A 24,443-nucleotide genomic window follows, 5' to 3' on the forward strand; every position below is an offset into this window, starting at 1 on the left:
GGTTTGCGTTGCAGTGCGAATCCCATCTGTTTTGGCTGACAATTTGGCGGTCTGCGTTTAATTTAACTACGTGTCATACCAAAGTTGGATTCGCCCCTTAGCATCTCTCAAGCTCGCGGTTGTGGTTATCCTCGCGATCGGAACTCTTATTGCTTGGGGAACGATTGTCGAAGCCAAATATAACGATTCGAAAATGGCTTTGGATTTGGTGTACCACACGTGGTTCTCTTACACGATCTTTGGAGTTTTCGCCGTCAATCTGATTGCGGTGATCATCAGCCGTTATCCTTGGAAAGCTCATCACATTGGTTTTATCAGTGCTCACATTGGAATTCTGTGTCTGCTCGCGGGTTCGCTCCTCACACGCTATTACGGAGTGGATGGCAGTATGTCGATCGGAGTGGGAGAAAAGCAAAACACGATCACGGTTTCTGAAATGGAACTCTTATCTTACGCCAGTGTGGGCGGAGATCGTTTTACACAACTTTCTCGGGATGAGGTGAATTTTATTAAAAATCCACCCAGCGAAAAAAATCCCTATGTGGTGTCTTTACCCGCCGGCGATATTCAGATCACCGAGTTTTACCCTCATTCTGTTTACGACTTTAAGGTGATTCCATCAGACAACCCCACCGATGGGGCCGCGGTCCGCTTTCAACTTTCCAGCGAGCGAGCCACGCAGACGCAGTGGTTGTTTAGCAAAGTCGGAGGCAACGAGCTGGCTTTGGGTCCGGCCCGGGTGATTTTAAGTCGGGGTGATTACAAATATGCCACCGGTAACGTTTTAGTTTTTGAAGTCGTTAACGACGACACTCTCAAGTATTCTGTCTACAGCGATCGCAAGAAGGGGCTCCTCAAAGAGGGGCAAATCAAAGCGGGAGAAAAGTTTGACGTCGGTTGGATGGACTTTCAATTGCGTTTGCTCAAGTACATTCCCCGAGCCAAAGAGCAGGTTTACTTCCGCAAGGTCGAAAAAGCTTCGGAAGCCACCATATCGGCCTTTAAATACACCTTTAAAGGAAAAGAGAACTGGATGGGGGCGAACTCGAGTGTAAGGCTCTACGGCGATTCCGAAATGTACGTGTTGAGCTATGGCAATCGACGTATTCCGGTGGACTTCCGCTGTATTGATTTTAATTATCTCAAGAGTCAAATGGGATCGGTGCAAGGCTTTTTGAGCTATTCCACAGCTCACTTCATGAATTTCTTTTTTGATTATCAATGCATGCCAAAATCTTTTGCGTTGGAACTTGTTGATTTTGAAGTGGGTCGTTACCAGGGCACCTCGCGGGCCGCGTTTTATAAGAGTAAAGTGCGATTGCCGACAGAAAATCGCGAGGTGGAAATTTCGATGAACGAGCCTCTCGACTTTAATGGACTCACTTTTTATCAGTCGAGTTATCGTGATGCTGAGAATGGTCGGCCAGCAGCGTCTATTTTTTCTGTGAACTTCGATCCCGGCCGATGGGTTAAGTACATTGGCTCTCTGCTGATTGTTTTAGGGTCTATTCATCTTTTCTATCGACGATGGAAAAGAGCGAGGAGTTCTCATGCGTAGCTGGTTGTTACTGATGGTTCTGTCTTTGGCGGTCTCACCGGCGTTTGCCGAATTTACGATGGACACTTTGCCGATCCAAGATGGAGGCCGATTAAAGCCTTTCAACACATTTGCGCGAGAGTCTTTAACTCTTTTACACGGTCGCTCCAAATTCCAAGGTGAGGAGGCCACCAAAATTGTGACCACCTGGATGCTCGTGCCCGAAGCCTGGGATAATAAAGAATTTATCCGAATCGATCATTCGGGCTTACGCAAGTCCCTCGGTTTAAGCGAAGAGAAGGGGAAGCTCTTTTCCTTTCGTGAATTGATGGAAAGTCAAAGGCTCGACGTGGTGATCGGGGAGCTGGCGGTTAAAACTCAAGACAAAGAGAAGTTGAATCCATTTTTTCAAGCGGCCCAAAGATTAAACCATCAGTTGACCGTCTATCATGCGATCAAGCTCGGAGCCTTTCGAATCGTACCGAATGCGGATCCTCAGGATTCTTCTTGGCAGTATTACCGCGATCTCGAAGAGCCTTTGAGAGAAAAATTCCAAAAAGTTTTAAACACCTATGCGCTCACATTCACGTCAGCACCGACTCCGGCATCGGAGGCCGAGCTCAAGCTCGCCATTGAAAACTTCGTCACGGCGGCGAAAGCCGTCAATCCCCAGAGTTATCCTTTAGAAAAGCCGATGAGGATTGAGACTCATTACAATCAATTCCATCCCTTTATGTGGGCCTGGATCATCTATTTAATAGCGATGATTTTCTTTTTCCTCAGCATTTTGTTTAAGGAAAAGAAGACGGCCGCCGTGGGCTGGATCTTGTCAACAGTGGCCTTTCTTCTTCACACTTACGGTTTTGCTCTGCGAGTTTATATAACGGAGCGCCCTCCGGTTTCGAATATGTACGAAACTGTTGTGTGGGTCGGGTGGGGCACCATCGTATTTGCAGCCGTACTGGCCTTTGTTAAGCGGGGACCTTTTGCGATGCTTGCGGGGACCGCGGTGGCGGCCATTTGCATGGTGGCGGCGGACTTCGCTCCGTTAATTTTGGATGGTTCGCTTCAGCCCCTGGAGCCCGTACTGCGAAGTAACCTCTGGTTGGTGATTCATGTGATGACGATCACTCTGGCCTATGCGGCCTTTTTCTTGGCTTTGGGGATCGGGAATGTCGGTCTCTTCTATATGATAAGGACAGAAAATCGAGAATCAGCAACAATCCGCGAGCTTGTCGACACTTGCTATAAAAGTTTGCAAGTGGGAGTGGTGCTCCTCGCGGCCGGGACTATTTTAGGTGGAGTGTGGGCCGACTACTCTTGGGGCCGTTTTTGGGGCTGGGATCCTAAAGAAACTTGGGCTCTCATCGCGCTTCTCGGTTACCTCGCCGTACTTCATGGAAGGCTTGCGGGCTGGCTTAAAAACTTTGGAATGTTCGCTGGGGCCGTCATTGCCTTTAATTTGGTCATCATGGCTTGGTACGGAGTGAATTTTGTTCTCGGTGCGGGACTTCATTCCTACGGATTCGGGGCCGGCGGCATCGAGTACGTCTCGGTTTTTGTCGGAGCTCAGTTACTTTACGTTGTTTACTCGGGCATTATCAGTCTCAGAAATTAAAACGCAGTGGAGATCGCTGCGTTCAGAATGACGTCGGCAGCCTCCATTCAGATATTTTTCCGGTGATAAAGGATTTCAATTAGATGGTGCACTGTGTTTTCTCCCGCGTCTTTATCAAATTGTTTTCAAAAAAAGATTTTCATCCTTATCATTATTAGTTAATAGTTATTTCACTAGTAACACATAGTTAACTCAGTTTTTGTCGTTGCATCAGAGAGGAGAACGGATGGCATCTCATCACCGAATCCGGTGGCCCAAGATCATGCTCACGTGGATTTTTTTAGTTCCATTACTTACCGGCTGTAAATGGGGTCATATTGGCTACAACACCGGCTATGCACCGGAGCAACCGCTCCCATTTTCCCACAAACTTCATGCGGGTGAAAACAAGATCCAGTGTTTGTACTGTCACTCCACTGTGGAAGTGTCGGAGCATTCACCGGTGCCACCTCTTAACGTTTGTATGAATTGTCACATGTTGGTGGCGACGGACAAAGAGCCCATCAAAAAACTTCAACAGAAGTACTTCGCTGGGGAAACCATTGCGTGGACGAAGGTTCACATGCTCCCCGATCACGTGAAGTTCAATCACAAGCGCCACGTCCATACGTTTAGTACTCCTGACGATCGTTACGTCGCCTGCCAAAAGTGTCACGGACCTGTGGCAGAGATGGATGTTATTGAGCAAGTGAACAGTCTCGCTATGGGCTGGTGTGTGAATTGCCATAGAGAATCTGATCCTAAAGGCCCACTCAACTGTTCGACGTGTCACCACTAGAGGAATTTATGGAAGAAAAACAATTTTGGAAAAGTCTCGACGAAAAATATCAAACACCTGAGTTCTTGAAGACGTTTGAAAATGAATTCCATTCTTCTCCTCTCAAAGAAGAAGACGGAAAAGACGGCGTAGCTCGTCGTCAGTTTATGAAACTCATGGGTGCCAGTGTCGCCATGTCGGCCGCCGCTTGCGTGCGTCGCCCGGTTCAAAAAATTATTCCTTACAACAAACAGCCCGGCGAAGTGATCTTGGATGTTGCGGCTCACTATGCCTCGACATACTTCGATGGAACTCAAGCCGTCGGGATCGTTGTAAAAACACGCGAGGGTCGCCCTCTGTTTGTGGGTCCGAATCCAGGTCATCCCCTCAATCCAGCAGGGATCAGCACTCGCGCCAGCGCTCACATTTTAAGTTTATATGATCCAGACCGACTCAAAGGCCCGATCGTTAATTCCATCAATCCGAAGAAAAGATCGAACTCGGTCTCTGTAAAAAGAACTTGGGATCAAGTGGATGCCAAAGTCACTGAGCAATTGAAGAAGGGCGGAGTGGCCCTTCTCACTTCGAACTATCCTTCGCCTCACACCGAAGAACTTTCTCGAGCCTTTTTAGGAAAATTTGGTGGGACAAAATACGTTTGGGATGTTTTCAATACTCAATCGGTTCGCAGAGCTTCTAAAATTTCCTACGGTAGCGAAGTCGTTCCTCGTTATCACTTTGATCGCGCTCGCTACATTCTCTCCATCGATGGAGATTTCTTAGGAACTTACCTGTCGCCGGTTGAGCAGACAGTGAAGTTCACTCGCGGTCGCAATCCTGATAAAAACATGTCGAAGCTTGTGTCCTTCCAATCTGTGGCATCGATCACAAGCTTGAATTCGGATGACAATTACCCAATTAAGCCGAGCCAACAGTTAGGCGTTGTTCTCGCTTTAATTTCTAGAATTCAGCCCTCGGCTGTTCCGGGAAAACTCAAATCCGCCATCGTCACCGATGAGCAATTGGGCGTGGCGGCTGGAACTTTGGATGCGGTGGCCAAAGACCTGTCCAAAAATGCGGGCGAGTCGATCGTGATTGGTGGAGGTCTGCAGACCGAGACTGAAAACGCGGTGAGCTTTCACGTGGCCCTGAACTGGTTGAACTCGATCCTCGGGAACGACGGGAAAACCATTTCTGCGAGCGGACACTCTCTTTCTGGCGGAGCTGAGGATCTTGAAAATCTATTAGCAGCCATGGAAGCGGGTAAGGTGAAAACTTTAATCCTTCACAATGTAAACCCGGTTTACTCATTGTCTTCTGCTTACAAATTTGCAGAACTCATGCACAAAGTGGAAATGGTCGTTACGACCAGTAACTGGATGGATGAGACGGCGAAGCTGTGTGATGTGGTGGCCCCTTGTGGTCATTCGATGGAAAACTGGAATGAGTTCGAAGCGGTTCGCGGTGTGATGACCATTCAACAGCCGACGATTCGTCCTCTCCATGACACTCGTAGTTTCGAAGATAGCTTAATCACTTGGGCTCAAAAGGCCGGATCTGCTATTGTTTCTGAAGACAACTTCTACAATTACTTTAAGTCTAAGAAGTTAAAGGCTTTGGGGGGAGAAGACGCTTGGTTTGAGTACCTTCAAAAAGGTTACCAAGGAAATCTTCCTGCCGACTCAGGTCGCTCGTTTGCCGGTGGCGCGGTAGCTTCCATTGAAGCCCCGGCTCCTAAAGAAGGCTTCGAGCTCACTCTCTATTCGACTCCGCAAATGGCCGATGGGTCTTTAAACAACTTGTCTTGGCTTTTAGAACTTCCTGATCCTGTGACCAAAGTCACTTGGGATAACTATCTCTGCATCGCTCCCGCTTTGGCCAAAGAGTGGAAGGTCAAAGACGGCGACGTTCTGAGTGTAAAATCATCCACTCACGAAATGAATGTCCCGGTCTTTATCGTTCCTGGAACTTATAAACAATCTCTAGGTCTTGCGGTCGGTTACGGGCGCGAATCGGGAGGAGAGTTACTCAAAGGTGTGGGTGTTAACGCATTCCACTTTGTGCAAAAAGGGAACAATGGATCTATGGTCTACTCTGGAATGCCAGTGGAGATCAAAAAGACGGGACAACACTATCCATTGGCGGTGACTCAAGGTCACAACTCAATGGAAGGCCGTCAGATCGTCGCCGAGACTTCGTACAAAGCTTTCAAGGGTGGCGATAACGGAATTCATAAGCATAAAATCTTTAGCATTTGGGGCGCTCATAAATATGAAGGCAACAAATGGGGTATGGCGATTGATCTCAACACTTGCACCGGCTGTTCCGCGTGCGTGATTGCCTGCCAATCGGAAAACAACATTCCTGTGGTCGGCAAAAAGTATGTGATGCAAGGTCGCGAAATGCACTGGCTCCGTATCGATCGTTATTACAAAGGAGACGAAGCGGCTCCTGATGCGGTTTTCCAACCGGTCATGTGTCAGCATTGCGAAAACGCTCCTTGCGAAACGGTTTGCCCGGTTCTCGCTACCGTTCACAGTAACGAAGGTCTTAACGACATGGTTTATAACCGTTGCGTAGGAACTCGTTATTGCTCAAACAACTGTCCTTATAAAGTTCGTCGCTTTAACTGGTTCTACTACGGCGATCATACAAAAACTCCATTGAATATGGCGCTCAACCCTAAGGTGACGGTGCGCACTCGTGGGGTGATGGAAAAATGTACGTTCTGCGTCCAGAGAATTAAAGAAGGCAAAAACACCGCGAGAGATGAAAACCGTCCATTAAAAGACGGCGAAATCAAAACGGCGTGCGAAGAAGCTTGTCCGACGGAAGGGATCTCGTTTGGAGACCTTAATGATCCAGAAAGCAGCGTGAGCCGGTTGTTCCGTTCTCAGCGCAACTACACATTGCTTGAAGAGTTCAACGCCGCTCCTCGCGTTCGCTACTTAGCGAAAGTGAGAAACACAGATCGTGAAATCGCGGTTCATCATGGAGCCCCTGCGGGCCATGGCGAAGAGCATCCTCAATCTCCGGCTCCTCACAAAGGGCCTGGTGAAAAAAATGAGCATCACGAAAAGCACGAAGCTAAGGATGGAGGTCACGCATGATGGACAGAAAGCCTCTCGTTTTAGGGAATAAAACGTATAAAGATATTACTGACGACATTTGCGAACCGGTGGAAACTCTTCCGGGTCGCGCCTGGTACATGATGTTCTTTAGTGCCAAGTTCTTGCTCCTTTTCTATCTCTTCTCGGTCGGAATGATCGTGACGACGGGGATGGGGCTTCTCGGGGTGAACCATCCGATCGGTTGGGGAACGATGATTATTACCTTCGTTTTCTGGATTGGTATTGGTCACGCGGGAACTTTGATTTCGGCCATCTTGTTTCTCTTCCGTCAAAAGTGGAGAACCTCAGTGGCTCGCTCGGCTGAAGCGATGACGGTCTTTGCGGTGATGACTGCGGGGATTTTTCCGTTGATTCACACCGGTCGTCCTTGGTTGGATTTCTGGTTGTTCCCGTATCCGAACCAAAGAGGTCCTTTGTGGGTGAACTTCCGTTCTCCTTTATTATGGGACGTTTTCGCGGTTTCGACATATGCGACCGTGTCTATTGTTTTCTGGTATGTGGGACTTGTTCCTGACTTTGCGACCATTCGTGATCGCGCGAAAAACAAAACACGCAAGTTGATCTACGGAATCCTTTCTTTAGGTTGGAGAGGAACGGCAAGACACTGGAGCCATTACGAAATGGTTTATCTATTACTTGCAGGGCTATCCACACCGCTGGTTCTTTCGGTTCACACCATCGTATCCTTCGACTTCGCGGTGGCGTCGCTTCCGGGATGGCACACGACGATTTTCCCTCCGTACTTCGTTGCGGGTGCGATCTTCTCGGGCTTCGGGATGGTTGTGACTTTGTTAACTTTAGTCCGTATCGGGTTTCCGAAGTTTAAAGACTATATCACCATCGACCACATGGAAGTGATGAACAAGATCATCATGACCACGGGGATGATGGTCGGTTATGCCTACGGTTCTGAATTCTTCATCGCTTGGTACTCAGGCGTTCCTTACGAAAAGTTCGCTTTCGTGAACCGTGCGTTTGGTCCTTACTGGTGGTCTTACTGGATCATGATTTCGTGTAACGTGATCATTCCTCAAGTGTTCTGGTTCAAAGCGGCTCGCCGTAGTATCCCGATCATGTTTGTGGTTTCGATTTTCGTAAACATCGGAATGTGGTTCGAGCGTTTCGTGATTACTGTGACTTCGCTTCACCGCGATTTCCTTCCTTCGAGCTGGGGAATGTATGCTTGGTCTCGTTGGGATGCGTTTATTCTTTTTGGAAGTTTTGGAATGTTCCTAACTTTATTCCTCTTGTATCTCCGTGCTTTCCCGGCGATTTCCATCGCCGAAGTAAAACCGGTTTTATATGTAGGTAAGAAGGGAGATAAACATGGCTAAGCGTATTTCTGGAGTTGTTGGATTTTGGAGTGATGATCATGAGTGCGTGGAAGCGGCTCATAAGATGCGCCAAGCCGGTTACAAACACTTTGATGCCATTACGCCTTTTCCGGTCCACGGAATGGAAGAAGCTGTCGGTATCAAGCGCAGTATGATTCCTTGGGTGACTTTTGTCGCCGGGATCACGGGTGGAAGCTTAGGTCTATTGATGCAGTGGTGGATGTCCGCTGTGAGCTGGCCGATCAACGTGGGTGGTAAGCCCTACTTTTCGCTTCCTGCATTTATCCCTATTACTTTCGAATTAACGATTTTGTTTGCAGCTTTAAGCTCTGTGGGAGCGATGTTTATTTTAAATAAGCTTCCTCAAGTGGATCCGCCGATCATTCATCCGGATCTGACTTGCAGCAAGTTCGCATTGTGGGTTCCCGAAACTGAGCCTGGATACAATCCAGAAAAAGTGGAATCTTTTCTCAAACAGATCGGCGCCGAAGAAACGCGTCGAGTGGCGGAGTTCTAATATGTTGGTGACAGAGAAATCATTGCACTGGGCGTTTATGTTTTGCATGTCCTTGTTTGTGGCTGTTTTTCTATTCGGCCTGACAGGATGTTCAGATAAAACCAAACCCAATATTGAAGTTATTCAAGATATGATGGAACAACCGGCTCTCAAAGCTCAGGATTTTATGCCTGATAATCGCGAGAAGAGCAGTATGCTGGTGCCGCCTGAGGGAACTTTAGCCGTGGATCGCGAAGCCGCGAAGTACGCGACAGACCCTGAGGCTGCCGGAAAAAATTTAAAAATGCCAACGGTCACTCCCGAATTTCTCGCGTTGGGAGAAAGGCACTACAAAAACTATTGCCTTCTTTGCCATGGCGAAAAGGGAATGGGAGACGGGCATGTGGGTCAAAAATTTATCGGTGTAAAACCGCCGTCATTAATGACCGACAAAATTCGTGGGTATGCCGACGGACGCATCTTCCATGTTTTGACTTTTGGACAAGGCGTGATGGGAAATTACATGTACCAAATGCCAAAGGGTCGTGATCGTTGGGCTGTGGTTGCTTATGTTCGTAAAATGCAGCAGGAGAGTAAGTAGATGTCAGGCTTAAATTTAGAAAACATCAGTCCTCAAAAATTTCAATTAGACTCTAAACTCAAAGCGATCTTTATGGGGCTCACCGGCTTGGGCTTCGTACTCCTTGCCGTGGGATTTTTTATCAATAAAGAAAGAGCGTGGCATGCTTACCTCGTCAGCTACTTCTTTTTTACCTGTTTGACCTTAGGTGGAGTGTTCTTTGCGGCGATTCAGCATGTGGCCTCCGCCGGCTGGAGTGTGAATATTCGCCGGATCTCTGAATCTCTCTCGTCGTTTTTACCCTTTGTTTTTGTACTTGGTTTACCCATTGTGTTCTTCGCCAACAAAGATCTTTATTTGTGGCTCGACCAGCCTGCGGTGGACAATGATCCCTTATTGATGGGGAAGGCACCGTATTTAAATCAGACCTTTTTCGCGATTCGTTTTATTCTATTTATGGGCCTATGGATCTTCTTCGCTCGTAAGATCGTTGGATTTTCTTTAAGCCAAGATAGCGATGGAAGAGAAGAGTGGACGACAAAGGCGTTGCCATGGTCGGTGGCCTTCTTAGCCGTTTTCGCATTAAGCTTCTCACTTTTTAGTGTGGATTTTTTAATGAGCTTAGAGCCTCACTGGTTTAGTACGATCTACGGAATTTATTGTTTCGCAGGATTATTTCAGTCCACCTTAGCGACGCTGATTCTTATCACGCTTTTCTGCATGAAGCAGGGATGGGTGAAAGGTTTAGTCACCATTGAGCATGTTCATGATCTCGCCAAGTTTATGAAGGGCTTTACCGTCTTCTGGGCGTACATTGCATTCTCTCAGTTTATGTTGATCTGGTACGCAAACTTACCTGAAGAAACGATCTTTTATCTTCACCGCTCCCATGGTTCATGGTTGTATGTTTCGATCGCGTTGATTGTCTTCCGGTTTGTAGTGCCGTTCATTGCTTTACTACCTCGCTGGGCGAAGCGAACACCAGCTCACTTGGTCAGTGTCTGTATCTTGATCCTCGTCATGCAATACGTAGATCTTTTCTGGCTCATCTATCCGAATTACAGCACTGAATTCGTCGCGTTCTCTTGGCTTGAGATCGGGACATTCGTAGGCTTCCTCGGATTGTTCTCTCTTGTCGTCGCTAAGTTCTTGTCGAGCTACAATTTGGTGCCGATCAAAGATCCTCGTCGTCATGAGTCGATTCATCACCACGTGACTTACTAAACAGAAATTCCGTCCGCACTGGCTCTTCGATTTGATTTTAATTTGAAGTTGAATTGAAGAGCATTCTTACGGCGGAAGCCTCCTTCCATGGATCGTTTCGCGCCCCTCCATGGGCGCGACCGCCGACGCATACTCCTCAATTCAATTTCAAATTAAAACCAAATCGAAGAGACGGGCTCTTGGAACAGTTGAGGTTTGCCCGGGGGGGCTCAGATCGTGTCCGGGGGGTGCGCCGATACTTTTTGAGAACTGGTGCGTCGTTGGGGTTGGCGGGGGACTGTTTGCGGGGGAGTTGCACCTGGGGTGACGGGGTGTATGATGGGGGAATGGTGAATCGGACATTTCTAGGTCGTATTGTTTCGGTCGGAGGCTTCTTGGCCTTCGTCGGTTATATGTTGTGGTTTCAGTACGTGGCCGTGGGGACCTTGTCGACTTCGGAATATAATAGCGGTGCGGCTTTACTCGTTTTTATTATTTGTATTGGGCTTGTGATTCAGCCTCACTTGGGTCGCGCGATGGACGAGGCTCCACCTCCCGTGGAGCATCATAATCGCTGGGCGGCGGCTTTCTGTTTTGGATTAAGCGGTGTCGCGGGGATCGCGGCGTTAATCACATTGTTTTCGGCCGGAGTGACTTCGGTGCTGCTGGGTCCGCTCCTTTCTATTTTTGTATTTGCCTTATTCGCGGGCATTTTGGTTCTCAAATATCGTTTTCCCCGGAAAAAAAATAAGTAATATTCAAAGTTGCATTTAAACGAAGCAGTAATACCATTGTTGTATGGTGCAGAATTACGGAAGCAAAGGATTTTCACTGGCTTCGGTTATGGTCGGAGTGGCCGTCGTTGGAATTGTGGCTTTAGGGACTTTGTCCCTTTTTGAGAGCATGACGAAAAGTCAAAACTTCCAAGAGACGCGACTCCAAGTGGATAATTTTACCGAGGAAGTGCGAGCTCATTTAAGCAACGTGGATTCTTGTAAAAGTACCCTGAGCTCTGTGAATCTCGGAGCCTCAGGAGCAACGACCGATCTGAATTCGATCAAAGAAGCGAACGGTACACTTAAAAATACAGTGGGCTCCATCTACGGAAACGGCGCTTTCGTTCTCACCGGCCTCCAGTTTTTGTACACGCCTGGAGATCTTCCCACCGCTTTGAATGCCAATTTGGGCGAAGGCGTTTTGCGAATCTTTACTAAAGCTCAAAAGTCCGTGTCAGGGACTTCGACACTTAAGTTTCGGGAAATTGCGATTCGTATCACTAAAAGTCCAACGGGACAGTTAATTGAGTGTATTGCGATGGCAAAGATGACCGATGGGATTTGGACTCGGTCGACCAACATCAACGATATTTTTTATAGCACCGGACGAGTAGGTATCGGAACCTCTCAACCCTTAAGTCCACTCCATGTCTTGAATGGAATTTCCACGTCGACCGCTGCGGGCTCCCCGATGAATATTCTTCAGATTTTTAACGAAGCCCCCGATACCGGCGTCCTTAATTATGGTCACACCACAGGCGGAACACCTGGTGGCAAGATTGACATTCGCAGTGAAAATGTGACCCGAATGACCATTTTGAATTCGGGTGACGTGGGCATTGGGTCTCAGAATCCGACGGTAAAGTTAGATGTCAGCGGAGAGATCAAGGTGTCCAGTTCTGGAATGACATGTACAACGGATAAAGAAGGGGCTGTGCGCTATCATCTTCCAACAAAGAATTTGGAGGTGTGCGACGGAACTCAATGGAAATCGGTCCAAGCTGCCGGAGAAGTCTGCCAATGGATCGACCATGCTGGAAACGCATCCCTTTCCTATGGCGGTAGGGACACCCACGGTACAAGTCCTTCCGGAGAGTGTCCTTCTGGTCAGGTCATGCGTGGAGCAAAGCTTCAGGATTACACCGATAACTCTGCGGGCGGGGGCGATAATGCCGTGACAAGGACGGGTCTCAGCATCAAATGCTGTCGCTAGTTTTTACTGAAGTTGGTCCTCACTTTCTTAATTGCATTTCTTTGCTCTCCGATTAAACTTTAAATATGGAAACAAAATCGGCTCCTGTTAAAAACAAAAGATTTATTAAAAATTTACTTATACGTCCTGAGCGGCAACTCAAATTGGCGACCCTCATGATCGTCAGTAGTTATCTCCTGGTGCTCGGAGCCTTTCTAGGGACTCAGATTTTTAACTATTTTACGATCAAGACGTCACTGAGTTCGGAGGCCATTGATCCGATCATCTATGAGCATATTCTTAATTCTTTGATGCAGTCGATGCTTTATCCCACTTTACTATGCCTGTTACTGATCCTGGTTTCGTTTGTTTTTCTTGTGAAGATTTCCCATCGATTCTTTGGACCTATTGTTCCAATCACTGCCATTTTGGATAAGCTGATTCAGGGAGATTACGGTCACACAAGAAATCTTCGAGACGGAGATGAGCTGACAGAAGTGATGGACGCAGTGAATTCTCTCTCGAAGGCTCTCAAGGAACGACATGGTTCGTCCTCAAAATAACCAAGGTTTTTCTTTAGCCTCGGTGATGGTGGGGGTCGCGATTGTTGGTATCGTTGCGGTCGGCACGCTCTCGCTCTTTGAAAATATGACCAAGTCGCAAAACATGGCGGACTTTCGCACTCAGCGCGATGTCCTTGTGGAAGAGATTCGAGCACACCTGAGCGACACGCAAGCCTGCCGCGCCACTTTCGGGTCCATCTCGTTACTGACCAATGGGTACTCCGAGACGATCTCTCAAATTCGAAATGCCGACAACTCCGTCAAGTGGGAGACAGCTACGCCTTACTCGAACAATACTTATCGTATTAGTGGCCTGGTTTTTAACTACACACCTGGGACATCGCCGACAAATCCATCCACCGCCACCGCAAATCTTATGGTGCAACTTCAAGCGATGAAAAAAGTGGCCGGCGTTAACGTTTCTGATCCAAAATTTATAAATATCAGTATCAAGAGAAACTCTACGACAGGCGCCATGTTGGAATGCATCGCTTCTGCGAAAATGTCTGACGGAATTTGGCAGCGAACAGCAACTGTGAATGATATTTTCTATACGGGAGGAAACGTCGGAGTCGGAAGTGCATCTCCGGCCACCACCCTCGATGTGGACGGTGGTGTAAGAGCCGGCGATGAAAGCCGCGTGACTCAATGTGATTCCTCTCTGGAAGGAGTTTTACGCTACAATAAATCCACTCATCGCATGGAATTTTGTGATGGCACTCAGTTTAGAAATATCGGTTCGGTCTGTCGGAAGGTGAGTGATTCGGGTCCAGCCCCAAGTTACGTCTCTCGGGCCTCCTGCGCTCCCGACGAAGTGATGACGGGTGGAGGAGGAATCTGCGAAGCTCCTGGTTATGGTTTGTGCTCGGGAATTTCGCGGGGAACGCCTACATTTTTTGGGCCTGACTCTACACTACCCAATACTTTTACGGTGGACTGCTGGAATCCAGCGACAAGCACAGAGGCTTGTTCCATCGCCTATGCGATCTGTTGTAAATAAATAATATACGAGGTGAGTGTGCTTTCGGGTCAAATGTTTTTTAAATATTCTAATCGAGGTTTTTCTTTAGCCTCGGTCATGGTGGGAGTTGCCATCGTCGGTATCGTTGCGGTGGGCACGCTGTCACTTTTTGAAAACATGACCAAGTCGCAGAACATGGCGGACTTTCGCACCCAGCGCGATGTACTGGTGGAGGAGATTCGCTCTCACTTGAGCGACACCCAGGCCTGTCGCGCGACTTTGGGTTCGATCTCGTTACTGACCGACGGACACTCTGAAGCCATCACTCAGATCCGAAATGCCGATAGCTCCGTAAAGTGGATGACCGCAACGCCGTATTCGAGCAATACCTATCGCATCAGCAGTTTAGTTTTTAATTATACACCTGGTACTTCGCCGACGAACCCATCCACCGCCACCGCCAATCTCATGGTGCAGCTTCAAGCGTTGAAGAAGGTGGCTGGGATAAATGTTTCTGATCCGAAGTATATCAATATTAGTATTAAGAGAAATCCCACTACGGGAGCTATGTTAGAGTGTATCGCTTCTGCAAAAATGTCAGATGGGATTTGGCAGCGATCGACCAGCGTGAATGACATTTTCTACTCCAGTGGCAGCGTCGGAATAGGGACCACAAACCCCACCGCGCGCCTGCATTTAGTGCAAGGGGATGTCGTCGCTGAGAAAGAAAATGACTGGAGCTTCTTTGGATCCTACGCGTACTCGAACAATCTTGCCCACAGCTCCGCATGGGTAGGTATGAGAGGCCGCGGTAGCCGAGCAAGTCCTTTATATCCACTGGCCGGCGATGCGCTCACCTCATTGAGCGGCCGCGACGTGATCGACGGCTTTCACGTCACAAATTATGGGGGTTCCTTTATAAAAATGAGCGCCACTCAAAACTATAGCTCAACAGCCAAAGGCTCAGATATCACTTTTAATACGACGCCCAATGGAAGTGTCATGCCAGTACAGAGAATGCTTATCGACCAAACGGGCAATGTCGGTGTTGGAACAGCAGATCCTATAGCGAAACTAGATGTTGATGGAGAAGTCCGTATAAAATCAGGAGGATCAGTTTGTAGTGTTTTGAACGAAGGATCCATTCGCTATTCTGCTGCGACCAAAACATTCGAGGGATGTGATGGTGTGATGTGGAAGCCATTAGGTGGCGCTTTGGGGAACACTTGCCATTGGGTCACCTCTAATACCGACTGTACGACAAGCGCAGTTCCCCATCAGGCGAGTTGTCCTGCAGGTGAGTACGTTAATCAAGTGCGTACCACTCAGATTTGTTTCATAGCTGATAACACTTATACGACAATTTCCGATCTGTATTGTTGTAAGTAGAAATTTCATCGATTAAACTTCAACTATGGAAAAACTCTCCGTTTCGAAATCCTCGAGAAGGAAATTCGCTTATAAAAGTGATGAATGCGGTGAATTCTTTGCCTAAGATATTAAAGGAGCAACATGGCTCGTCCTCAATATAACAAAGGTTTTTCGTTAGCCTCGGTGATGGTGGGAGTTGCGATCGTAGGTATCGTTGCGGTGGGCACACTGTCACTTTTTGAAAACATGACGAAGTCGCAGAACATGGCAGACTTTCGCACTCAGCGCGATGTCCTTGTGGAAGAGATTCGCGCACATCTGAGCGACACACAGGCCTGTCGTGCCACCTTCGGCTCGATCTCGTTACTTACTAATGGACATACTGAAGCCATCACTCAAATTAGAAATGCCGATAACTCCGTAAAGTGGATGACCGCCACTCCGTATTCGAGCAACACCTATCGCATTAGCAATTTAGTATTTAATTATACGCCCGGCACTACGGCGACGAATCCTTCCACGGCTACAGCCAATCTTATGGTGCAACTTCAAGCGATAAAAAAAGTGGCTGGGATTAATGTTTCGGATCCAAAGTTTATCAACATTAGTATAAAGAGAAATCCGACAACTGGCGCGATGTTGGAATGCATCGCTTCCGCAAAAATGTCAGATGGGATTTGGCAGCGATCGAACAACGTGAATGACATCTTTTATGCTTCTGGCAACGTCGGCGTCGGTTCAGCTCTTCCTCAGTCGACATTTGAAATTTATCGTACAGGAACCTCCCCCAAGCTCACCATATGGAATCCCGAGGAACAGTCCGTCTTTTTTGAAATGGCGGGAACCGGGGGCGTCGGAGGTGCCGAAGGATTTGAAATTGAATATACAAACTCTGGAGACACTTACTTTAGAAATCGTTGGAACAATGGAATTCTCGGCAATATGTACTTTCAAACAAGCACCAGCATTGGCACTCTGCAAAGACCTCTCACTTTAACTTGGGACGGGAACGTGGGAGTCGGTACAACAACTCCACAGACCAAACTTGAGGTGGCTGGGGAAATGAAAATTCAAAGCACCGGGGCTCCGTGTTCGCCAACCATTGAAGGATCGATTCGCTACATTGCGGCCACCAAAATCTTTGAGGGTTGTAATGGAACGGCTTGGATTCCGTTAGGTGGTGGAAATCCCGGTGGACTTTGTCCTCCGGGGTATAGAGACTACGGTTCGATCACCGCCAGTGGGGAAAAAGTTTGTGCTGTCGATCCGGGATCATCATGTTTTACTTCCACAACAAAAATCCGAATGCAAGATGGAACCAATAGATCAATCGCGGAGGTTGTTCCTGGGCAGCAAGTGGCTAGTGCAAGCGGGTTCGGTAATCAAGTTATTGCGGTAGAAAAGGTCCTGTTGGCCCAACGCCCTCTCGTTGGATTCAATGATGAAGAACCGTTTTTTACTCCCGAGCATCCTTTTCAAACGAAGCAGGGTTGGAAATCATTTTGGCCGGAAGAGACTTATCGTGAACATGGATTTCGCGTTCAAGATATCTTAAAGGTAGGCGATCAAGTTTTAAAAGACGGGCAGTGGATCGCTGTTGATAGCGTGCGATCTCAAAGCGGTTTATCGTTCCAAGTGGTCTACAACCTAGTGCTGGACGGAGATCACACCTATTGGGCTAATGGTTATTTGGTGCACAACAAACACTAGAAGAGTCTTGGATGCGATTCGAGTAGTTCTTAAGTGCCGCTGAGCCCATCTCACTTTGCAAGAATTTATAAAGTTGGAAGATCGTGAAGCTTTTTTCGGTGAGTCCAAGTTCTCTTTTCAAAATCGAGAGATAAGCCTCGTTATGGGCGGCGACCCATTTTTCAACGGTGGCCGTAGCGACGGAGCCACTTTTAGTCATGAGAAAAAAAGAAGTGTCTCCCGAGGGATCCATCTGATCGGCCACAGGAAGTTTTTGGGAACGATCAAAATCCAGTTGTCGTGTGAAGCCTAAATGTTCGGAGATCTCACTGACGAAATCAGCATCGGTGAGATCGCGAATATATATCTTTCCTGTAGGATGAAGATTCGAATCCAACTGGATCAAAAAGTTTTGCGAGTTCGGGGTTGCCATTTGTAAACCGTACCGAAGTAGAAGGAGAGCTTTGACGCGTCCGACGGGTTCGGCGTAATGTTTCTTCCAGAATATATCAAAGTTTTCGCCGTGTCGTTCTGCTAAAGTTTTCCCAAAGTAGGGAATTGCAAAACCCGGCAGATAATAGTTTCCATCCTGAAGTGGAGTAAGATCACGCACGGAGATTCCGTTGCCCGTTTCTTTTTCGATCAGGGAGAGAACGTCAAAAAGGATTTGGAATGTTTTAGGCTTCCCCAGCTTTTGATCCATCGTTTGAATATGTTTTGTGCGCTCGGTGGCCACTTTAACAATGTCTCTCAGGTCTGCTTTTGAAGGTTGCTCAATACCTCGGTGGGGAAAGTTTGTAGGAGTTCGGTACGAAAACAGCTGGCTTTCCACCCAAAAGAATAAAGAACGAGACGCCGAAAAATAAACAGGTCGAGGATGGCTTTCGGGGAGTCCGTAAAAAGGAACACGAGATTCATCATTGTAGGGATGTTGCGGCCAGAGATAAGCGTCGCGAGAAATTTTAAAATAGCCCTCGATGCTGGCGCGGAGGTCCTCGGAGCCAGCCCACTTGATATCGACCGCCTGTCTTGGCGCTTCCGCAGATTCGATCATGACGGGCTCTGTAGGCTTGTGAAACTCCGGAAGATTCGCGGTCTGTTCCCAAAGAAGTAACTGAGGTATCGGATTTTTGAGATGAAGCTCTTGCACCACGGCCGAACGTTTATGGAAAACGTCTCGGCAAAAATAACTTTGAGAAAACGCAGCTTCAGTTACCGTTAGAAGCGCACAAATCAAGGCCCATTTCATTTATTTCACGTCCAATTCTTTATAAAGATAAATCCACGAGAGCGTATCACGGTACGCTTGTTCGTCGCTCGTCATCAGGGTGCCGCCGTGACCTCCCTTGGGATCCTCGTAAAAATAATGGCGGGATTGGAGCTCTTTAAGTCTTGCGGAAAATTTTCGAGCATGGCCGGGATGAACGCGGTCGTCATGGCGATTGGTTTTAATGAAAACGGGAGGATATTTAACTCCGTCCTTGAGCTGATGGAGGGGGGAGTATTGGGCCCAAAAGTTTTTCTCGGTCGTTTCAGGATTTCCATATTCGGGCATCCAAGAAGGACCAGAAAGTAATTTGTGATATCTCGCCATATCGAGGAGGGGTATTTCGCAGATCACCGCTTTAAAAAGCTCTGGTCTCTGTGTCATTGCCACACCTACGAGTAGTCCACCGTTGCTTCCTCCTTGAATCGCAAGCTTCGACGGAGATGTGATTCCTCTTCGAATAAGGTCCTCGGCGATACCGATAAAGTCGCGATAGCTGTTTGATTTATTTTCTTTAAGAGAAGACTCGTGCCAGTACTTGCCAAATTCCCGTCCTCCACGAATATTGGCCACAACGTAAACGCCACCTTTCTGAAGCCAAAGGTGTCCGACGTTGCCGATATATCCAGGGTTCATACTGACACCGAAACCGCCATAACCATAAACAAGAGTCGGTGCGGGTTTTTCGTTGTTCTCTAGATCTACTTTTTGAGGATCGTAGATGATAAAATAGGGCACGCGTATGTGTTTTCCGTTCTGATCTAAGCCTTGATCGATCCAAAGTTGCGAAACTTTAAACTGCGCCGGATTGAAAATCTTAACGTCGGTGTCGACAAGCTCAAACGAAAAAGAATTATTTTCGGAGCGAACCGTATACTCTTTGTAGGGCTCCAGATGAGTGGATATAAATAAACGCAGTTTGTTCTCAGGGGGTTCAGAAACTACCGTCAAAGATTGAAACTCGCTCTGTTCCGGGATTTTAAACTCTTTCGGAGTCCAATGACCTGAATTCCATTGAAGGACTTTGAGTTCATCGCTGACGTTCTTGGAAATCTTTAGAAAAATCTGGTCATCGTCTTTTTTAGTCTTATCATTGGTCACTAGTGAACCGCCTCCCAAAATGGAGTCGCTGGATTCATGTCGGTAAATGAGTGTCGGATTCATTTGAATCACTTGATCATTTTGATAATTCAGATGGACTGAAATGACGTCATCTTTTTTAAAATCGGCCCAATCCTCTTCTGTTTTTATGATAAGGTCATCACTATCCGTTGTGCCTAAAAGGTGGAGTTGCTTGGGGATTTGCAGCTGCGTGGATGTGTACTGGCCCGTAGATTGAAGATCCTGAAGTATATGTATATTTAAAACCTCACGACTGATGACCTCATACACCATCAAAAAGTGAATTGGGTCTGTAATGACTTTTTGACTTTCCATCGCGCCAGCCGCCACGGTGATCGCCTCTTTTTGTGTTGAAAAGAGTGGCTTTTGTTCGGATGAGAAAGGTTCTCCACGCTTCCAAATATAGAGGTGGCGAGGATAGCCGATCTTTGTGACTAGCCCCATCTCGATCGCTGAGTCTAAATTGATAGGTTTTGTGGGATGCTTAAGGTTATAAAACGATAAGCCATCGAGGCCCACCACAAGATGGTTTTCATCAATCCACGTGAATGTAGTGCGAGTATGGAACAAGAAATTGAAGCTATTCTCTAGGACCCACATTTTCTTTTGAATATCGAATTCGTAAAAAACTTTTTTATCTCCGCCGGACTGACTAAAGCCGACTAAACAACGTAAGGGCTCATTGGTTTTTTTATCTCGCCAACAATTGAAAGTTCCAAGAGATGGCGATGTGATTTCTTTTGGAAAAGGATTAGTCTTTATGAAAGCATCAACATCAAGAATATTTTCCCAGGGAAGCGCCTCGACGGAGTTCTCCTGTTTGGCTTTGAGGTAAAGGTCTTTGTCGACTTTTCGATAAAGACCGTTCGGATGACTGTCGTCGGTATAAAATCCGTAAGCATAGTTTCCGTAGATTTTCGCTTTTGATTTGGCACGAATTTTAGAGTCTTGAATATAATTTTTAAAATAAGTCCGGATCGTTTTAAAATCGGCGTGTGATTCCAAGTTCTCAAGCGTCTCTGCATTCTGACTCTGGACAAATTGATCTGCGGTTGTGGACTGGATCTCCTCAAGCTCAGGGTATTGGGTGACACCAAATTCAAGCTGGGCGGCGAAAGCCACAGCACAAAAAGAAAAAACTACGATCAAGATCGACTTCATTTGAATCCTTTTTTTATGAGATACGCCTTAATAACACCTTGCGAGATGAAAACAAAGGTTTCCCAAGATTCTGAAAAAAACTACAGGTCAGGGTCAGTAGAAGAGGGCGTAGGTGATCATTGGTCCCAGCTGCCAGGAGACGAGGTTAGCCAGGGTGGATGCTGTAAAGGTATATTTGAGTGGAATTTTAAACACAAAGTGGTGAAGGAGGGTCTCGGCGAAGATCGCGAACCCCTCGGCGACGAGGATTCCAGATAAGAATGAAATTTTTGCCGACATAATTACAAAAAAAACGATAGGGTGGGTCATCATATTCGACAATGTCACCAGGAAGAAAAAGTCCCAGAGATCGTGGTGAATGCGAATCAACTTGAGGCGACGGACCTCTTTATAGATCATAAAATAGAACGGCACCTCGAGTAAATTGGACTGCAGAAAAACGTAAAAGTAGGACAGTGAATTCATGCTCGACGTCCCAATCGTCTTAAGAAGAATCCCGCCAAAGAAAACTGGATCAGAATGTAAAAATAAATAAATAGATTATGATCACGCCCTTGATTAGGCATTATGACCGAATAATAGGGAGTAAGAATCGTTTCTTCCCAATAATAATTTTTGAAGATCCCCACAGGAGTGAGCATCGTGGCGATTTCAAAAGTCACCCTGTAAGGGCTGATTAAGTTAAACTGTGAAATGAGAGAGAGTAATAGAGGCGAGATGAGAATCAGTAGAATGATGAGAAGTTTTTGGTGTTTTATCATGTGCCCATAACTTTTAAGCTACGGGCACAAAGATTTAAAGTAAAATTTTACTTCTTGTAGAAACCGATAGTGCACATGTAATCGTTGTACACTTGTTTACTCACAGGGTTTACGTACTCTTGTTGGCAAACCATGTACATCGTGTAGGCTTTGCTGTCGACGAAGATGGAACCATTCTTAGTCACGGCGACCATTTTTGCCGTTTCTTTTCCATAGAAGCTGACGTACTCGCCTGGGAGATTGTTGTAAGGGTCAATTCCTTGAGCGATGAGATCGTTATCTGCGATCATCGGGAGCCATCCATCGAGTTTGAAGGTATCTCCAGAGTCTACATAGTCGGGACCGTTTTTAAACGCAGAAACGGAGCACATGTAGTCATCCTTAAACTGTTCTGTGAGTGGTGCCATATATTCGCGAGCACAATAGATGCTCACGACCCAACCTTTGCTGCGAATATCGAGAGAGCGATATTCAGTGGATAGATCACCGCCGGCAAATGCAATTTCGGGCATCGCTTCGAAGAACTTGTAAGTCTCTTTCCCGTAAAAAGAGAGGGGCTCGAATTCCAGTTTTCCGTGAGGGTGTACACCCTGAACTTCGATGTAGGGGATTGATGAATCGTTCGCTTGGGCGCTGAAAGCGGCACCAAACATCACAGCTGCGGCTAATAATGCTTTGATCATGTAAAACTCCAAATTTTGGGCACATCCTGGCCAGTTAATTTTCCTATGGAGGTGTAAATAGCCGCCAACGGGTGGATCTTTAAGTTTTTTGAAGAAATTCGGCGAAAATGTAAAAAAATCGGCCGTAATTCCCCGTAATCGACTGTGCAAACGGTAAGAAGTACACAAACTCATTGATTTTTGGGCAGTTTTGGATGATCTATAGAACTGATGAACCCACGCTTCGTGACCATTTCATAACTGCATGTCTCAAATTTCTGTCAGCTTACCTGATAAATCGGTAAAAACATTTGATCATGAACCTACCATTCTCGAAGTGGCCCAAAGCATCGGTGCGGGACTCGCCAAGAATTGCGTGGGTGGCTACATCAACGGCAGCAAAGACATCGCTGATCTTCGCACGCTCCTAAAAAACGGTGATTCCATCAATATTGTGACGGCCAACTCAGAAGCGGGCTTGGAAGTTCTTCGTCACTCCGGGGCGCACATCATGGCCCAAGCGGTGCAAGAGTTATTTAAAAATGTCAAAGTCACCATTGGTCCAGTTGTCGAGAGCGGATTTTATTATGACTTCGATCCCGAGCAACCCTTCTCGCAAGATGATCTTCAAAAGATCGAAGACAAAATGGCCGAGATCGTCAGTCGTAATCTTCCGATCAATCGCAAAAATTATCCCATCAACGAAGCCATCGAAATTTTTAAGAAGCTGGGCGAAAATTATAAAGTCGAACTCATCGAAGATTTGCGCGATAAACAAAATCAAACCGAAGTTTCCATTTACTCCCAAGGCGACTGGTTTGATTTATGCCGTGGACCTCACACACAATCCACCGGTCAGGTGAAAGCGGTCAAGGTCATGTCCCTTGCCGGAGCTTACTGGCGTGGAGATCAGGCCAACAAACAGCTTCAGCGTGTGTATGGAACGGCCTTCAACGATAAAAAAGAACTCAAAGAGTATCTCCACAACTTAGAGGAAGCGAAAAAACGCGATCACCGCAAGGTGGGTAAAGAGCTCGGACTGATCATGTTTCATGACTGGGCTCCGGGCATGCCGTTTTTCACTCCCAAGGGGGCGGTGATTTACAATGAGCTTTGCAATTACGTCCGCTCGCTTTACCGTAAGTATGGTTATCACGAGGTGATCACACCTCAAGTCTACGATGTCGTACTTTTTAAGACGTCGGGGCATTATTCTCATTACAAAGAAAACATGTACTTTAGCGAAATGGGCGACAAAGCGACTGTCGGGGTAAAACCGATGAATTGTCCTGGACACTGTCTACTTTACGGGTCGGAGCTCCATTCGTATCGTGAGCTTCCGTACCGTGTGGCCGACTTCGGTCGTCTGCATCGCTACGAAGCCAGCGGAGCTCTTCACGGATTAACTCGTGTTCGCTCCATGTCTCAAGACGACGCTCATATTTTCTGTCGCGAAGATCAACTTCCTGCGGAAATGGAAAGCTTTATGACTTTCCTTCAAGAGGTTTACGGAACATTAGGCATGAACGATTATAAAGTTCTCATCGCCACTCGCCCTGAGAGCCGCATGGGAACCGATGAACAATGGGATCGCTCTGAAGGCGCACTGATCAACGCCATGGAAAAACTGGGCGTCCCTTACAAGATTGCTGAAGGCGATGGCGCTTTTTACGGCGCCAAGATCGAAGTTCATTTTGTCGATATCATGAAGCGCACGTGGCAGTTGGGCACGATGCAGGTGGATTACATTCTTCCGGAGAACTTCGCGCTCAAATACATCGGTGAAGACAATGCTGAACATCGTCCAGTGATGCTCCACCGGGCGATTTTAGGCACGCTGGAGCGATTCATCGGAATTTATATCGAACATTGCGCCGGAAGATTTCCTCTTTGGTTATCTCCCGTTCAGGCCATCATTCTCAACGTGACCGATCGTCAAACGGCATATTGCCAAGAATTAAAGAAGAGGCTGTTCGACGCGGGCTTTAGAGTCGAATTTGATGATCGCAGTGAAAAGCTCGGTTACAAAATTCGCGAAGCTCAGATTAAACAAATTCCATATATGCTCATTATTGGCGACAAAGAGGTCGAGCAGGGCGTGGTGTCGGTGCGCTTACGATCCGGAGAAGTTTTAAACTTCCTCAACACCGAAGACTTTATTGAAAAATTAAAACAAGAGTACACCACAAAGTCGTTGAGTACGCTTTTTGATGTACCAAAACCAAATCCAAACCAGGAGAAAAGCCATTAATCCAATTAAAC

The 24,443-nt window shown here is 47.0% G+C and carries 20 protein-coding genes; 15 read left to right on the top strand and 5 right to left on the bottom strand.

All coding sequences use genetic code 11. The features are described 5' to 3' along the window. The first annotated feature begins 70 nt into the window (after nucleotides 1-70). The 14 genes from K2Q26_14060 to K2Q26_14125 all read left to right on the top strand — a co-directional run bounded on the left by K2Q26_14060 (nucleotide 71) and on the right by K2Q26_14125 (nucleotide 17,229). Nucleotides 71-1,558 (top strand): cytochrome c biogenesis protein ResB, encoded by a 1,488-nt coding sequence (locus K2Q26_14060; protein MBY0316644.1) that lies wholly within the window; start codon nucleotides 71-73, stop codon nucleotides 1,556-1,558. Beyond that, the gene (ccsA, locus tag K2Q26_14065) at nucleotides 1,551-3,155 is read left to right on the top strand and encodes a cytochrome c biogenesis protein CcsA (GenBank protein MBY0316645.1); all 1,605 of its coding nucleotides are present in this window, start codon (nucleotides 1,551-1,553) and stop codon (nucleotides 3,153-3,155) included. The genes K2Q26_14060 and ccsA overlap by 8 nt, the downstream gene beginning before the upstream one ends. A gap of 226 nt (nucleotides 3,156-3,381) precedes the next feature. Then, nucleotides 3,382-3,933, top strand: coding sequence for a cytochrome c family protein (locus K2Q26_14070; GenBank protein ID MBY0316646.1), 552 nt, complete (start codon nucleotides 3,382-3,384; stop codon nucleotides 3,931-3,933). An 8-nt stretch (nucleotides 3,934-3,941) separates the two neighbouring features. Further along, nucleotides 3,942-7,022 carry a TAT-variant-translocated molybdopterin oxidoreductase gene (locus K2Q26_14075; protein ID MBY0316647.1) on the top strand — a complete coding sequence of 1,027 codons (3,081 nt, stop codon included), beginning with the start codon at nucleotides 3,942-3,944 and terminating at the stop codon, nucleotides 7,020-7,022. Further along, a complete protein-coding gene (nrfD, locus tag K2Q26_14080; protein ID MBY0316648.1) occupies nucleotides 7,019-8,377 on the top strand; it encodes a polysulfide reductase NrfD in 1,359 nt (452 codons plus the stop codon). Before K2Q26_14075 ends, nrfD begins: the two co-directional genes overlap by 4 nt. Then, nucleotides 8,370-8,894: a DUF3341 domain-containing protein gene (locus K2Q26_14085; GenBank protein ID MBY0316649.1), complete on the top strand. Its 525-nt coding sequence runs from the start codon at nucleotides 8,370-8,372 to the stop codon at nucleotides 8,892-8,894. The genes nrfD and K2Q26_14085 overlap by 8 nt, the downstream gene beginning before the upstream one ends. 1 nt (nucleotide 8,895) lies before the next feature. Next, nucleotides 8,896-9,474, top strand: a complete 579-nt coding sequence (locus tag K2Q26_14090) for a cytochrome c (protein ID MBY0316650.1) — start codon at nucleotides 8,896-8,898, stop codon at nucleotides 9,472-9,474. Then, nucleotides 9,475-10,677, top strand: a complete 1,203-nt coding sequence (locus K2Q26_14095) for a molybdopterin oxidoreductase (protein ID MBY0316651.1) — start codon at nucleotides 9,475-9,477, stop codon at nucleotides 10,675-10,677. It abuts the gene before it with no gap. A 227-nt stretch (nucleotides 10,678-10,904) separates the two neighbouring features. Further along, nucleotides 10,905-11,411 carry a hypothetical protein gene (locus K2Q26_14100; GenBank protein MBY0316652.1) on the top strand — a complete coding sequence of 169 codons (507 nt, stop codon included), beginning with the start codon at nucleotides 10,905-10,907 and terminating at the stop codon, nucleotides 11,409-11,411. Nucleotides 11,412-11,454: 43 nt separating this feature from the next. Further along, entirely contained in the window at nucleotides 11,455-12,645 is a 1,191-nt protein-coding gene (locus tag K2Q26_14105; protein MBY0316653.1) for a hypothetical protein, read from the top strand. Between the two features lie 65 nt (nucleotides 12,646-12,710). Further along, a complete protein-coding gene (locus K2Q26_14110) occupies nucleotides 12,711-13,187 on the top strand; it encodes a hypothetical protein (protein MBY0316654.1) in 477 nt (158 codons plus the stop codon). After that, nucleotides 13,168-14,187, top strand: coding sequence for a prepilin-type N-terminal cleavage/methylation domain-containing protein (locus K2Q26_14115; GenBank protein MBY0316655.1), 1,020 nt, complete (start codon nucleotides 13,168-13,170; stop codon nucleotides 14,185-14,187). The genes K2Q26_14110 and K2Q26_14115 overlap by 20 nt, the downstream gene beginning before the upstream one ends. Nucleotides 14,188-14,205: 18 nt before the next feature. Continuing rightward, nucleotides 14,206-15,537 carry a hypothetical protein gene (locus tag K2Q26_14120; GenBank protein MBY0316656.1) on the top strand — a complete coding sequence of 444 codons (1,332 nt, stop codon included), beginning with the start codon at nucleotides 14,206-14,208 and terminating at the stop codon, nucleotides 15,535-15,537. A gap of 123 nt (nucleotides 15,538-15,660) precedes the next feature. Then, entirely contained in the window at nucleotides 15,661-17,229 is a 1,569-nt protein-coding gene (locus K2Q26_14125; GenBank protein ID MBY0316657.1) for a hypothetical protein, read from the top strand. Here K2Q26_14125 and K2Q26_14130 read toward each other — a convergent pair. The 5 genes from K2Q26_14130 to K2Q26_14150 all read right to left on the bottom strand — a co-directional run bounded on the left by K2Q26_14130 (nucleotide 17,198) and on the right by K2Q26_14150 (nucleotide 22,202). Further along, nucleotides 17,198-18,457 (bottom strand): hypothetical protein, encoded by a 1,260-nt coding sequence (locus K2Q26_14130; GenBank protein ID MBY0316658.1) that lies wholly within the window; start codon nucleotides 18,455-18,457, stop codon nucleotides 17,198-17,200. The two genes, K2Q26_14125 and K2Q26_14130, sit on opposite strands and share 32 nt — an antisense overlap. Further along, nucleotides 18,458-20,758, bottom strand: a complete 2,301-nt coding sequence (locus K2Q26_14135) for a prolyl oligopeptidase family serine peptidase (GenBank protein MBY0316659.1) — start codon at nucleotides 20,756-20,758, stop codon at nucleotides 18,458-18,460. It abuts the gene before it with no gap. A gap of 93 nt (nucleotides 20,759-20,851) precedes the next feature. Further along, nucleotides 20,852-21,223: a hypothetical protein gene (locus tag K2Q26_14140; protein ID MBY0316660.1), complete on the bottom strand. Its 372-nt coding sequence runs from the start codon at nucleotides 21,221-21,223 to the stop codon at nucleotides 20,852-20,854. Continuing rightward, nucleotides 21,220-21,519 carry a hypothetical protein gene (locus tag K2Q26_14145; protein MBY0316661.1) on the bottom strand — a complete coding sequence of 100 codons (300 nt, stop codon included), beginning with the start codon at nucleotides 21,517-21,519 and terminating at the stop codon, nucleotides 21,220-21,222. Before K2Q26_14145 ends, K2Q26_14140 begins: the two co-directional genes overlap by 4 nt. 47 nt (nucleotides 21,520-21,566) lie before the next feature. Next, the gene (locus K2Q26_14150) at nucleotides 21,567-22,202 is read right to left on the bottom strand and encodes a hypothetical protein (protein MBY0316662.1); all 636 of its coding nucleotides are present in this window, start codon (nucleotides 22,200-22,202) and stop codon (nucleotides 21,567-21,569) included. Nucleotides 22,203-22,446: 244 nt separating this feature from the next. On the opposite strand from K2Q26_14150, the gene thrS reads away from it, so the two are divergent. Continuing rightward, nucleotides 22,447-24,432, top strand: coding sequence for a threonine--tRNA ligase (thrS, locus tag K2Q26_14155; GenBank protein MBY0316663.1), 1,986 nt, complete (start codon nucleotides 22,447-22,449; stop codon nucleotides 24,430-24,432). The last annotated feature ends 11 nt before the right edge of the window (nucleotides 24,433-24,443 follow it).

The organism is Bdellovibrionales bacterium, from assembly GCA_019750295.1.
In the GTDB taxonomy this organism is placed as follows: Bacteria; Bdellovibrionota; Bdellovibrionia; order Bdellovibrionales; family JAGQZY01; genus JAIEOS01.

Excerpts from the sequence above, each read along its gene's own strand:
- ccsA (MBY0316645.1), top strand. The coding sequence starts at position 1,551 with ATGCGTAGCTGGTTGTTACTGATGGTTCTGTCTTTGGCGGTCTCACCG.
- K2Q26_14070 (MBY0316646.1), top strand. The coding sequence starts at position 3,382 with ATGGCATCTCATCACCGAATCCGGTGGCCCAAGATCATGCTCACGTGG.
- K2Q26_14075 (MBY0316647.1), top strand. The coding sequence starts at position 3,942 with ATGGAAGAAAAACAATTTTGGAAAAGTCTCGACGAAAAATATCAAACA.
- nrfD (MBY0316648.1), top strand. The coding sequence starts at position 7,019 with ATGATGGACAGAAAGCCTCTCGTTTTAGGGAATAAAACGTATAAAGAT.
- K2Q26_14085 (MBY0316649.1), top strand. The coding sequence starts at position 8,370 with ATGGCTAAGCGTATTTCTGGAGTTGTTGGATTTTGGAGTGATGATCAT.
- K2Q26_14090 (MBY0316650.1), top strand. The coding sequence starts at position 8,896 with ATGTTGGTGACAGAGAAATCATTGCACTGGGCGTTTATGTTTTGCATG.
- K2Q26_14095 (MBY0316651.1), top strand. The coding sequence starts at position 9,475 with ATGTCAGGCTTAAATTTAGAAAACATCAGTCCTCAAAAATTTCAATTA.
- K2Q26_14105 (MBY0316653.1), top strand. The coding sequence starts at position 11,455 with ATGGTGCAGAATTACGGAAGCAAAGGATTTTCACTGGCTTCGGTTATG.
- K2Q26_14110 (MBY0316654.1), top strand. The coding sequence starts at position 12,711 with ATGGAAACAAAATCGGCTCCTGTTAAAAACAAAAGATTTATTAAAAAT.
- K2Q26_14115 (MBY0316655.1), top strand. The coding sequence starts at position 13,168 with ATGGTTCGTCCTCAAAATAACCAAGGTTTTTCTTTAGCCTCGGTGATG.
- K2Q26_14125 (MBY0316657.1), top strand. The coding sequence starts at position 15,661 with ATGGCTCGTCCTCAATATAACAAAGGTTTTTCGTTAGCCTCGGTGATG.
- K2Q26_14130 (MBY0316658.1), bottom strand. The coding sequence starts at position 18,457 with ATGAAATGGGCCTTGATTTGTGCGCTTCTAACGGTAACTGAAGCTGCG.
- K2Q26_14135 (MBY0316659.1), bottom strand. The coding sequence starts at position 20,758 with ATGAAGTCGATCTTGATCGTAGTTTTTTCTTTTTGTGCTGTGGCTTTC.
- K2Q26_14140 (MBY0316660.1), bottom strand. The coding sequence starts at position 21,223 with ATGAATTCACTGTCCTACTTTTACGTTTTTCTGCAGTCCAATTTACTC.
- K2Q26_14145 (MBY0316661.1), bottom strand. The coding sequence starts at position 21,519 with ATGATAAAACACCAAAAACTTCTCATCATTCTACTGATTCTCATCTCG.
- K2Q26_14150 (MBY0316662.1), bottom strand. The coding sequence starts at position 22,202 with ATGATCAAAGCATTATTAGCCGCAGCTGTGATGTTTGGTGCCGCTTTC.
- thrS (MBY0316663.1), top strand. The coding sequence starts at position 22,447 with ATGTCTCAAATTTCTGTCAGCTTACCTGATAAATCGGTAAAAACATTT.